General features: G+C 58.9%; 10 protein-coding genes and 2 pseudogenes. 4 read left to right on the forward strand and 8 right to left on the reverse strand.

Annotated elements, in window-relative coordinates; translation table 11 throughout:
* Positions 1-547 precede the first annotated feature (547 nt).
* The 4 genes and pseudogenes from P0D89_RS20655 to P0D89_RS20670 all read left to right on the forward strand — a co-directional run.
* A pseudogene (locus P0D89_RS20655) lies at positions 548-697 on the forward strand (IS6 family transposase); the annotation flags it as partial.
* Positions 698-1,390: 693 nt separating this feature from the next.
* The gene (locus tag P0D89_RS20660) at positions 1,391-1,969 is read left to right on the forward strand and encodes a hypothetical protein (protein ID WP_408377035.1); all 579 of its coding nucleotides are present in this window, start codon (positions 1,391-1,393) and stop codon (positions 1,967-1,969) included.
* Positions 1,970-2,436: 467 nt separating this feature from the next.
* A complete protein-coding gene (locus P0D89_RS20665; RefSeq protein WP_408377156.1) occupies positions 2,437-2,883 on the forward strand; it encodes an ATP-binding protein in 447 nt (148 codons plus the stop codon).
* Positions 2,823-3,155: a response regulator gene (locus P0D89_RS20670; RefSeq protein WP_408377037.1), complete on the forward strand. Its 333-nt coding sequence runs from the start codon at positions 2,823-2,825 to the stop codon at positions 3,153-3,155. Before P0D89_RS20665 ends, P0D89_RS20670 begins: the two co-directional genes overlap by 61 nt.
* Here P0D89_RS20670 and P0D89_RS20675 read toward each other — a convergent pair.
* From P0D89_RS20675 to P0D89_RS20710, 8 genes and pseudogenes are all read right to left on the reverse strand, one after another.
* The gene (locus P0D89_RS20675; protein WP_408377039.1) at positions 3,079-4,659 is read right to left on the reverse strand and encodes a GLUG motif-containing protein; all 1,581 of its coding nucleotides are present in this window, start codon (positions 4,657-4,659) and stop codon (positions 3,079-3,081) included. The two genes, P0D89_RS20670 and P0D89_RS20675, sit on opposite strands and share 77 nt — an antisense overlap.
* A 26-nt stretch (positions 4,660-4,685) precedes the next feature.
* Positions 4,686-5,033 (reverse strand): annotated as a pseudogene (locus P0D89_RS20680) (helix-turn-helix domain-containing protein); the annotation flags it as partial.
* A gap of 64 nt (positions 5,034-5,097) precedes the next feature.
* Positions 5,098-6,735 (reverse strand): patatin-like phospholipase family protein, encoded by a 1,638-nt coding sequence (locus P0D89_RS20685; protein WP_408377041.1) that lies wholly within the window; start codon positions 6,733-6,735, stop codon positions 5,098-5,100.
* A gap of 1,026 nt (positions 6,736-7,761) precedes the next feature.
* Positions 7,762-9,486 (reverse strand): ATP-dependent helicase, encoded by a 1,725-nt coding sequence (locus tag P0D89_RS20690; protein WP_408377043.1) that lies wholly within the window; start codon positions 9,484-9,486, stop codon positions 7,762-7,764.
* A 10-nt stretch (positions 9,487-9,496) separates the two neighbouring features.
* Positions 9,497-10,327 carry an ATPase gene (locus P0D89_RS20695; protein ID WP_408377045.1) on the reverse strand — a complete coding sequence of 277 codons (831 nt, stop codon included), beginning with the start codon at positions 10,325-10,327 and terminating at the stop codon, positions 9,497-9,499.
* Positions 10,328-10,680: 353 nt separating this feature from the next.
* Positions 10,681-11,295: an IncC plasmid conjugative DNA transfer DtrJ family protein gene (locus tag P0D89_RS20700; protein ID WP_408377047.1), complete on the reverse strand. Its 615-nt coding sequence runs from the start codon at positions 11,293-11,295 to the stop codon at positions 10,681-10,683.
* Positions 11,288-11,542: a hypothetical protein gene (locus tag P0D89_RS20705; protein WP_408377048.1), complete on the reverse strand. Its 255-nt coding sequence runs from the start codon at positions 11,540-11,542 to the stop codon at positions 11,288-11,290. The genes P0D89_RS20700 and P0D89_RS20705 overlap by 8 nt, the downstream gene beginning before the upstream one ends.
* Positions 11,499-12,017, reverse strand: coding sequence for a hypothetical protein (locus P0D89_RS20710; protein ID WP_408377050.1), 519 nt, complete (start codon positions 12,015-12,017; stop codon positions 11,499-11,501). Before P0D89_RS20710 ends, P0D89_RS20705 begins: the two co-directional genes overlap by 44 nt.
* Between the last annotated feature and the right edge of the window lie 7 nt (positions 12,018-12,024).

Raw genomic sequence — 12,024 nt, forward strand, 5'->3', positions numbered from 1 at the left:
AGAAATGAGTTTGCACGTGCTGGCGTACAACATGAAGCGGGTGATCAAACTACTCGGTTCAGAAGCGGTTATGAAGGCGATGCGGGCGTGACGCCCCGACGGGGTTGTTGAGCCATTGCGATACGCTCGGCTGTGATTTGACGTCTGTGTTCCCCAACGTCACCAGCCTCGACCTGCGCCGCGACAGGTTTCGTCAATTCCGGGTGGCTAGGCGTTTTGACACAGTCTGGGCCGATCCGAGACGGTGGTCGCGACAGCAGAGCCGGTTACCCGTCTCCCATGCGGCGGCCAACATCCACTTAAACGAACGACCATCTCAGAAATCGCCGCTAGCCGCAGTCAAACATCGTCATCCCCCACTCTCCGGCGACCTGGTCGTGGCGCTGAATATAGACGGCAGTATCATCGCCTCGGACCTTGAAATAGCGGTGGTCCGGCGCAAGCCAGCAGTCGAGTACCACCTCCACGACCCGGATTCGGCGTTTTCCAAGAAAGAACACACGCGGTGTCTCCTCGCCCTGATCCGCGGACGACCAGCGTACAGTGATACGTGGCCTACCCGCTGAGCCTGCGTCACCTGGAAGAAGTGATGTTGGAGCGAGCTGTGTCGGCCGACCATTCTACCGTACATCGCTGGGCTATCAAACAATTGCCGGTTCTCGAGAGAGCGTTCCGGCCGCGCAATCGCGCAGCCGGTGGCCCCGCTAATGGGTGTCGCCGCGCACGTTCTTGCGCCGTCGCCATCACCGTAACGTGACAGCGCTCTTTTCGGACGACTTTACCTCGGTTGACAGCTGCGTCAGACCGATTCATGGAACAGGGTCAAAATCCGCCTCTGTTTTATGATGGACAACGCCCATCGAGCGTAGTGTGGCCCTTCGCCTCAAGTTGATAACGCCTCGCCGTACGCTGGACATTCCTGTTGACGCGTCTATTCTTCATAGACGCGTCCGCTGCGATCAAGAACAACGTTTCCGCTCGCCTCGGCATCGTTATAGGAGACGCGCCGGAAAAAATGAACTGCAAACGCAACAGCCCATTGGGACTTTGGATGATGCTACCGGTGCTACGGTCCCTCTGGGGGAGGACTCGGCTTCCATGGTATCGCGGAGTTCAAAAGCGCCCTCGGAAACGGAATCGGCTTTCTGCCAAAGGCCTTGAAATCGGATGAAGGCGCTCGCCCAATGGATGTATTCCTCCTCCGTCTGTATGTCGTAGTAAGAATGGCGAAGCGAATCGCGTAGGTACTCATGCATCTTGTCGACTTGAGAGGGGCAACGACGTGGTGCCGCCAGTTGCCGTTGTTTAGTGGTATCCGTGTCCAGTCTTTGGGTCCGAAATCCGGTTCGTGAGGTGGTGGTTTCCGTCCGATGCGAAAGAGAGGCTTTTCATGAGTGAGTCTATGAATTCTGCGGCGTCGGGCGACGACGAGACACCTTGGGAAGAACGTCAAGCGATGGAATTGTGGAAGTACTTTGGTAGCGTCGGCGCCGCAGACAAAAATACGATGGTGACCGTGGAGGCCTTTCTACAGGGGTTCTCAGCGACAATTATCGGTTATGTGGTCACCAAACTCGTGTGTTTTCATCCCCTCGGCATCACGGAACCTTACGTAGGAATCTGCCTTGCGCTTCTCGGTTTCGTAATCGCATGCGTGGCCGGCTACGTCTCTCTTCTTTATGGAGGGTACTCAAACTGGAACTGGGCGAAAGCTGACGCAATCGCGCGCAGTCAGGTTTCGCGCGATCCGCGGTGGAAAAAGCTCCTCCCGGAGCACTCAATCGAAGCGGTCGATGGGACGCGACGTAAGGCGTCGGTATTCTGCGCCATCGCCGTACGACTTGGACGGCCATGCGACCCTGTTACGCAACTGGCGCCGATTTTTTCCCTTTACGCATGGCTCGCCCTCTTTACCGCGCTCTTCCATTTGCTCGTTTTTCTGTTGTCAGTATGCGACCTGCGACGGTGAAAATAGCAGGGTCTTGATTATCCATATTGCTGAGATACGCTAATTTTGCAAGCGCCGTCCACTAATTTTCACCTTCATCGGAGATCGACAGAGGGCCTTATCTCAAGTGAAGGGCCGCTGCCAGACTGATATTGTTGAAAAAGTCGCTGACCGTCGTTCTCGCAAGTTTTTCAGGGGCCTTCATACCCTTGACTGACGTTCGCGAGGCGCCTGTGGGTCGATCTGAGCGGTCGATTTTTTCGGTAGCTGATTGCAAAAGCCAGGAAGCGACTTTTTCAACAGTATCAGACTCAAAGCAGACACTCGTATGACCGTGTGACGGTAATGGAGAATGGCGGCTCACTAACCCAGTGGCACTGGTAGGCCGGCAGCAGCGCCACAAGTTCGCCGCGCCGGAGGTGCTCGCCAAACACGAAGGTCGGGCCATAAACCAGGTCAGCACCGCGATAACTGGTAACGGCATTGGCATCTCGAGCGAACTCCTCCCACGCATATTTGACCTTTTCGTGCAAGCGTCTGCACACGGCGAGCAACATCGAGGCGGGCTTGGTATTGGGCTATCGGTCTCAAGGACGCTCGCGGGGATGCATGGCGGAATGCTGGAAGCGCGAAGTGCTGGAAGGCACAAGGGCAGCGAATTCCAATTTTGTATTCCGCTCGCGACCGCATTGCGCGGCGAGACGGATGCCAGGCGCTCGAAGGCAACGCCGGCTCGCATGCCCCGATCGATTCGGATCGTCGATGATAATGATGACGCTACAGAGTCGCTCGCGATGATCCTATCGGATCATCAGGTACGCACCGCAGCAAGCGGGGAAGAAGGGCTGGCGATCGCCGCGGCAACAGAGCCGGGGTGGTCCTACTCGATCTTGGTTTGCCTGGAATTAGCGGCTACGAGGTCGCCAGGCGCCTGAGATCTCAGCAGTCGCGACAGCAAGTGCTGCGTATCATTGCTCCGTCGGGATACGGTCAGCCGGAAGATAAGGCGCAATCAAAGGACGCGGGGGGTGACCGGCATCTGGTCAAGCCCATTAGTATTGACGAAGCGCTCGATCTGATCGTTTCGATCTGGGTACCGAAACGACGCTATGTTGAACCTCGTCTCGCCGTCATAAAGGTCCGAGCCGCCAGCGCAGTACCGGATGCGTTTCGCAGGCCGGTATTGCCCAAGTACCGTTGCTGCTGAAGTCCCACGACGCGCCGAAGCTCTCCGGCCTGCTCATTTGCGAGGTTGTTAGGCCATTGACCTCGATCTCGGATTGAGTGGCCCGGGACGTTTCCTTGTCGTAGTACACGTTTGATGCGATGGTGCCTCCATTCGCGCCAACGACGGCAGAAGGGATGCCGTAGTACTGCGAGATCAACCCGGTCGAGAATGATTGCTCTATCCTGCCTGTGCTGGTCTGATAGTAGGCGAGGCCACCGCCACCTGTGAAATAGCCACCGCAGTCGCCGCAGCTGCTTGACGCTGAAGTGTTCCCAGTGGCGTACGAAGCGGATATCAGGCCCTCGTTGATACCGACGAGACCACCTGGGCCGCCATGTCCGAACTGGTCGACGCTACCCGTGGCATAAGACTCTCTGATGTTCGCGCCGCTGACGTTGTAACCGACCAGTCCACCCAGATATCCCTCGCCAGAGATACCGACCGAGCTCCAGGAGCGCTGCACCGTCCCGTAGTTGGTACCGACGAGTCCGCCGACGCCCGGCAGGTCGGTGATGGATTCGGAACTGATGGTGCCCGTCGAGTACGCGTGCGCAACCGTGCCGTAATTCGTATCGGCAACGAAGCCGACTGCACCATAACCGTAGTAAGCCGCGTCCACGATGCCGACATTGCGTACGATGCCGGCGGTGCCGACTACACCGAAAAGCCCGCTGCCAAGATGCGAGACCTTATGGCCCATACCGTCGAATTGACCGCTGAAAGGCGCCTCCGTACTGCCGATCTGGCGTACGCCCGCGCGCGCCTCGATGTCTCTGCCAAGTGCAAAGTTGCCTCCTGGGCTCAGCGATACTTCTTGCAGGTCATTCGCCGAATTGACGAGTCGATAGCCGGTGATCTGCGTGACCAGGCCGCTGTAAGCCGGCGCGGTCCATGCATTGCCGATTAACGTGCCGGGGCTGTAGGCGCCGTTCATGTCATAGAGGAGGCTCACGATGCCGGTGCTCTTCGACCAGTCGATCGTGCCGTGGTTTGCCACGCTGCCGGCATTGTCGATGCCTGCTGCGTCCGCTCGCAAGCTCAGGTTACCGCTGCCGGTGTTTTTGATTGTGGTCGCGGGTGCAATCGTCACGTGGCGAAAAGCCACGAGCGATAACGATGCGGGACCTTGCCAATCGAGACTGGACGCAACGGTCATATCGCCGCTTGCGCCATTCGTGACGGTCGCGGTTGCATCGATCGATGTGCCGGCGTTCAGGCTGCGCACGAACGCGCCGGCTGTCGCGCTATCGACGGTGAACTTCGGCGTCGACACATTCCAGAGCCCCGCTTGCACCGATGCGTCCGACTTTCTCGGGGCTGCGCAACAACGAAAGGGTAGGGCCATTACTTGGTCCAGTAATTGAGAATTGCGTTTCGAAAAAAAACGATCATCTACTAGCGCAAAATGGGAACGGCCATCAATCAAATCCATAGAGCCGATTGATCGGACGATGTGGATCTCATCAGTCTTTGTTTTTTCCATTATGGACGGACTTAGCCGTCGCCAGCCTACTCTCCAAACCCCACCACGTTCCGGCGCCTTAGCTGCACCACGTCGCGAAGTGGAGGCGCCCCAAACAGCCGGCTATATTCACGGCTGAACTGGGAAGGGCTGTCATACCCGACTCTGATCGCCACCGACCCGACATCCCCGTGCTGTCCGAGTAACAATTTCCGAGCCTCGTGCAGCCGCAGTTGCTTCTGATACTGCAGCGGACTGAGCGTCGTGACAGTCTTGAAATGATGATGGAGCGACGACACGCTCATATTCACCTCCTGCGCCAGCATCTCCACCCGCAAAAGCTCGGTGTAGTGATTCTGGATCCACTCGATCGCCCGCGCGATCCGGTACGTCTGGCGACAAACTGTGCGGGCCCAGCCTTATGCCACGTTTCGTGGGGGCACTCTCTCCTTCCCGCGACTACCCCCATCTGAACCACACCAGTACACCGACAACGAGCGCGACGACTACTGCGATCCCGATACGACGTACCACCAGGCGTTTCTGGGCCTTCCGAGCGATCACCACCTCGTACGCGCCGGCAGCTTTCGCGCGAGCGGCCTGCGCGAGCATTGCAACCTCGCTCTCCCCGAGTTGGCGTGCCATGTGTTCCAGTGCCGACGCGCGCCCTTCGAGAACTAGGAAGTCCATCTCCTCCTTGCCTAGTGAGAACTCTGTTGTCTCGATAGGCGAGGGATCAACTACGACTACATGCTCACGATTCGCGTCAATGATTGCGTAGTCGTCACGCGTTGTCGCGATCTCGAGGACGTCGCCAACGACGCTAGATTTGGTGAGCGGACTGAGCACCTTTGGTCCCATGTAGATGCCGAGAAATGGTCGATCGGGATACAGATCTATCCACTCTTTGAGCGGAAAGTTCGCGAGGAGGCCTCCGTCATAGATGGGCTCCCCTTGCTCCGTCGGCGGCTTGAAGAATCCCGGGATGTTCATGCTCGCCCGAACGGCGAACGTGATGAGACGATCCTGGCGCGCCGCGGGATCTTCCGAGTCGAAGCGCACCAATCCGACATTGCGCTGGGTAGCGAATACTACAAGGTGCCGATCCGCGTCGCGCATCATCGGAGGTTGGACTCTGCCGGTGCGTTCGCTGTAAGACTGCTTCACTTGAGACCAGAACCATTCTTCGAAGCTTCGTCCGGAGTGGAGGTAGCGGGCCCGTACCAGATTCCACATTGCGCTTACCAGCCCGGAGTCCTTGAAGGACCCAAAGTCGGTTTCCCGCAAAATGCGCTCGAGATCGCCTGCCGAACAGCCGAGCGCCATCAAGGCAGCGACGATCGCGCCGGCCGAAGTTCCAACAAATTCATCGAACTCGTACCAGCGCTCCAGCTCCAGGAGTGCTCCCACCAGCGCAAGCCCCTTGACGCCGCCGCCCTTGAGGACGAGCGCACGGCGTTCACGCACGAGCTTCGAGCCTTCCGGCGGCAAGCCGAGTCGAATCTCGGCAAGCATGCGGTCCAATGCGCTGCCGATCTCCGCGTTCATCTTCGCGGCGAACGCTTTCCGACAGTTATCGCAGATTGTGCCGCGGTAAAGGGCGGTGATGAGCTGCGTGCGGTCGCGTCGCTTGTGGAAGATGCAGCCAGGCTCGTCCTCGTGCGACATCCGCTCCGGCGCGATGAAGCTCATCGCGAAGCGAGTGAGGAAAAAAGCCAGGTAGGACTTGCGCGAGGCGACGTAGGACTCGAAGCCGTGCGTTGTGATCACGGCGAGGCCATGCTCGGCATCGTGACTCCCAAATAGGTTACCAAGAGATGAGGAGGTGAGTCTCCCGTCGACGATGGCGATCAGGTATCGCCTGTCCCCCTTCGCGTACGACCGATATTCCTTGAGCTGCGCGAATACGTCATCGTTGAGGTACTTCTCGAGCCTATGCGGATACAGGTACCGGCGTAGATGGGCGGGCGCAAGCGCGAAGACGATTTCGCTGCTCGTGCCGGGCGCACCCTGCGCGTGGTTGAGGAGGCGGATCGCTGCGCCGGCGTCCGAATATAGATTCTCGCTGTAGCAGATGACCTCAATGTGATATGGCACGGTGCATCCTACGGGAGGACCGTAAGCTGCGGGTCATCGTCGCCGAGGAGCAAACCCGTTTGCGTGGCTGCCGCTCGAATGCCGTATTTGTAGTCACCCGGGACCTGTGCGACGAACTGCGGGGTTGCCGCCCAATGCGTCACCCTAGTGATCAGCCCGATACGGACACCCTGCACTTGTGCAAGCTGCTGCGAGAACGCCGCGAAGCTAGTTGGGCCCAAGGCTGCAAATTGTGGGCCTAAGAACGGAGATTGCGCCCTAAAATAAACGGTCCACGAAATAAGCGGCTGATTGGGCGCGTCAGAGACGAACTCCCAGGAGATGGGCTCGCCCGCAAGGACGCACACGGGATCGGGTTCCGCAAATATGCGTCCTGTCTTCTCCAATGTTACTCGGACCTTCACTACGCTTCTCCCATTCCCGTTAGCGACAAAAAGGCTGACCGGCGCTTCCTCTGCGACTCTAGGGTCGTTTGGACGCTGCGGTCAAGCCGGGGCCGTGCGGTCCGGAACGCTCCGCGAAGTCATTGGATACAGCAACACCACCAAGTGTGGCGCAGGGACCCGACTAGCGCAGATTTTCACGTCGATCGATCGACCGCTACGCGGCGCAAGTTCGAAGGTCCCTTTCTGGCCGCACTCGGCCTGTCGGGAGTGGCGCAAGACGAACTGGTTTTACCGTCGGGCCAGTCCAACTAATTCGCATTGCAAATCCGCCTAATCCAACGAATCCGGTTCCGCGTTGTATGGCGCGTGACCGAATTCGTTGGCAACTCGTTGATTACAGAGGTTCCCAATCTCATTATTTCGGCACCCGCGCAGAAGGCGTATCAGCAAAGCGGGGTGCTGAACGCAAATGCGGCCCTCTGGACAGCCTTCGCGGTGCTGGCGAGCATGCTTACGACGCGATGGCCGGGATTCTGGAAGGGTGAACGGCTGGGCGCCGCGCCGCGGACCTTCTGAGCTTCTCCCGCGACCCGACGCAGACTGCTTCTCTTTGAGGCGTGGCCCACTTGGGCGATATCGGCTAGGCCGCCTGCGCTACTGCATCGACTTGCGCTTCTGTGACAAACCGCGACGCGAAGTTCTTCGACGTACCGGAAATCATCAGCGATTCGCGCGCTCGCGTCATGGCGACGTAAAACAATCGCCGCTCTTCCGTTTCCGTCGACTTCGCATCGGGTACAACGGATTCCTCCGATCGCGCGATCCAGACGTGTTCCCACTCCAGTCCCTTTGAACTGTGCATGGTAGTCAGGATCAATGCGCCAGGCGTCGGCTCATTGTTTTGCTGCCGCAGGAACAGTAATCGTTCAGCGAGCGAGCCCTTGAGCCGCGTCAGAACGTCGTAGGTCGCCTGTATCGTTCGGATTGCACTTTCTTTCTTCGCGTATTTGAGCATCCACTCGTTCACGCCCTCCAGCACCAACGAATAGAACTTCCGATCGCAAAGGCCGCGCCACTCGGCAAGCCGTTTCATGAATTCGCGGTAGTTGGTTGCCACATCTTCGGGCAACCCCAGCTCCACCAGTTCGGCGCGCGGCTTTTGCGTCAGTTCGGCGCCCATGCTGGCATGCAGCGAGCGCAGCTGCTCGGCTCTCAGGCCCAGATGCGCCAGTACGGCATCCAGCCCGGTTTCCTTGATGCGCTCCACGATTTCGAGCAGATTGCACATCAGCGCGCCCTCCGGGCGGCTCAGCACAGACGCCCCCGACGCACGGTAGTACTTCACCCCGTGCGACCGACAGACGGCTTCCAGCGGATCGAGAATGCGATTCGTCCGCGCGAGGATCGCGCAGCTTTCGCCCTTTGCCAGCAAAGGTGCGAGTGCTTCAACGGCTGCCGTCGCTTCAATGTATTCGTCCGCATGCCGCGATGTCAGCACGCTGCCGCCGGGCCCCTTCTCGGCGCGCAGCACTTTCGCGATACGGTCGACGTTGTTGCGGATGACACGGTCAGCGGCGGCAAGAATCTCCGACCGGCACCGATAGTTGCTTCCAAGGACGACGGGTTTCGCGTCGAATTCCTTGATGAAGGACTCCATGCCCCGATAGCCAAGCGCCTCGCGAAACGCGTAGATACTTTGATCATCGTCGCCAACGACGGTGACGATCGAACCGGCTTTCGCATGTAGCTCGATCCAGCGGTACTGTAGCGGATCTGTGTCCTGAAATTCGTCGACAAGCAGGTAGGTGAAGGGATACGGCAGAATCGTGCCGTATTGCATGCCCTCGACGGCGAGTCGAAGCATGTCCTGAAAATCAATCTTGCCGTTTCGGGCGAGCGCTTCCTGATAGGCGTGATACAGCTGACCGTCCGCGCTTTGCGAATCGCATTGGCCGAAGTTCGTCTTGATTTTTTCGATCGTTGGAATGACGTCTTCGGCCTTCCCGTCAAAGCCCAGATCCTGCATAACGCGGATCAGAAGGCCAAGCCTGTCGCCGTCGCTTGCAATATCGAGCGGACGTGAGCCTGGCCGCTGAAGCTGCTTGTAGGCAAGAGAATGGAATGTGCCCGCGATCAGGCGCTTCTTCACAGCCTTGCCCGCCACCGCAAGAATCCGCTCACGCAACTCGATGGCGGCGTCCTTTGAAAACGTCACCGCCCCGACCATTGCGGTATTCTCCTGAAGCAGGAGCGCTGCTTTGGTGGCGATCGTTTTTGTCTTGCCCGCGCCTGGGCAGGCAATCGCCACACAGTTCTGGCGCAACTGGGCGACTTCCCGCTGCTGGGGGTTCAACTCGTCCAGCATGCCGCCCTCCTTACAGGCCGCGAACCGTGGTCATCAGCCGCAGGTGCGTCATGTAACCACGAACGCCCAGCGGGTTGACCTTCTTCAGGAAGCGCACCGTTTCGTCATCCACATCCGACTGGTCACGAATGCCGTTCCAGACCATGAAATCGAAGTGATCCATCACGCGGTCGAACTTCATGATGGCCGTGAGCACGCGCATCGAGAAACGCGAATACACCTCCACCTGCAGGTCCAGCGCCGGCATCGGGATCGACGGTTCGAACACAAATTCGCCGTTCTGGTGAAGCTCGGCTTCCTTCTGCTGGCGATAGCCATCCGTCACGCGCGCCACTTCCTCGACGTGCTGCTCGATTGCGGCGATCTGCTTTTCGAAGAACTTGTCGACGGATTTTTTGTCGTCCACGCCGAAGGTCGAGTCGCCGAAGCGCTGCATGTTGACGCTCATGCGGTTCAGGTACGGCCACCACTGTTCGAACAGCGGCTTCAGGCGCGTGTGATTCAGACGCACCTGGGCGGGCACAACCGCAGCGCCAGAAAGCTGGCGCTCCATCAACTGACGACCGATTTCGCGGCGACGCTTGATGATGGCGACACGATCGCTCGCGGGAAGGTCACGGAACAGCTTGCGCGCCCTTGCTACTTCGGCGCGCTTCATGTTCGCGTCGTCGGTCGAAATCACACCTTCCTTATGCAGACGGTCAGCGTCTGCCTCCATCTCGGTGAGTTCGCGCTCGAGCTCGCCTTCGCCTTCGGTGTCGGTGCCCGCATGTACTTCGGGCGTGCCCGATGCGTTCGCAGCCGGCGCTTTTTCGAGATCGGTTTCTGCCAAAGTGCTCATCTGTGCCTCTCCTTGGGTCGGACCTCGTCCGAATTCGTTGTTGGTTAATCGGGCACACGAGACCGTGTCCCAACAATGTCATTGTTGCGATGGCGAGAACCGCGGAGCGGCCGAAACGCGCGTTATTTCGAAGTTCTTTAAGGCAGATTCTGCGCGCACGCCTCCGCACCGACACGGGAAAAGCAACGCAGAGGAGCATCCGTGTCGCAACCGGCACGAATGGCGCTGGGAGAGATGAAGTGGAGAGAATGCGGCGGGGGCGTGGCGTCGTCGCTATTACACGTTAAAGCCACTTTGGAGGAAAGCCCCGGAATTTCATATGTCATTCCGGGGATCAGATTACAGCGAGCCTTCTATCGGGATGACTGGAACGACTCAGCAGCCTTCCAGAGCAACGCGCCAAGTAGCGCGGCAACCGCAAGCCAGTAGCCGGCCAGCACCGGAACCGGCGCGACGAGGACACCAAACAGCGTGCCCGTTACCAGCAACAGGCCGTGGCCCGCAAGATGGAAAGACAGCGGGCTGACGAAGCCTGCGGCCGATGCCTTGATCTTTCGTCTGGCTGTCCCGTCGATGAACATGCCAAAGGCGAAAAGTAGCGTGCCGACGATCCAGATCTTCATGACCATTGCGCGGAACATCATCCGATAGGCCAGCAGCCAGAAATTCTCGGTCCACGTGTGGGCGAAGCTCGAAAAGCCGCCATCGTTCATGCCCCCGACATTTCCCGATGCAGTAAGCGTGCGATGCACGATGCCGTTGTCGACGAACGAGCGTTTGAACAGATCGTTTGCCGACCTGATGGCTGCGTCTGCCCGGTCCTGCCCGACCGATGCGACAAGCGAATCCGTCTCCGCATCGGGAATCTCAAAGAGCTTGCGCTCGGGAATGGCTGGCATCACGGCAATCGCGAGCACAGGTACGAGCAGGAACCAGACCTTGAGGTGCGAACCAAATCGGCTAGCCATGATGCAGGACCTTCACAACGAGCAGAAAAGGAATTGCGATCGTCGCAAGCAGACCGCCCCAGAAAAGCTGCGGGCGATACAAGGAGATCGACGCAAGCGCATAGCAGCGCGCGCCCGCACCCCACGTGAACTCCTCTGGCGGCGTCGCACCGGGCTCGTCGAAGGCGCTGGCAGTGTCAAGCGCACGCCGCGCCGTGTCGACATCAACCCCCGACAACTTCGCTATGATCGTAACGGTGAGCGACATCGTATTCCTCAAAGTATCGACGGAACGCTTCGCCTTGCAGCACGCGTGACGCCAGTTGAAAAGCTGCAGTGCGCTCCGTGATGTGCTCCGGACACCGCTCGTCAACCGTCTCGAATTCGCAGTTGGGCTGCCGCTCTTCGAAGACCGGAATGGGCTCCAGCATCGGAGACCAGACGCTCAGCTTGTCACCGCGGCGCGCGACGTAGCGGCGGGCGTAGAGCGACTTCGCGGGCTCGAACAGTCCCTGCATGAAGGCAACGTGCTGATCGCCTGTACGCTTCGCCCGCTTGAAGCCGCTCAGTGCCGATTCGATCATTTCGGCTGCGAGCGGACCCTTCTCCCCGAGGAACCGCTCACCGACAAAGTCGGCCACCCTTGAACACGCGAGCTCGAGATCGGGCGCAACGTTGAACACCGGGATCAGCTTATGCGACAGTTTGTAGTCGCGAATGATGTTTTTGAAAACAGCGGACATTTGTTTA

It is taken from the genome of Paraburkholderia sp. RL18-085-BIA-A (assembly GCF_046027075.1).
Classification (GTDB): domain Bacteria; phylum Pseudomonadota; class Gammaproteobacteria; order Burkholderiales; family Burkholderiaceae; genus Paraburkholderia.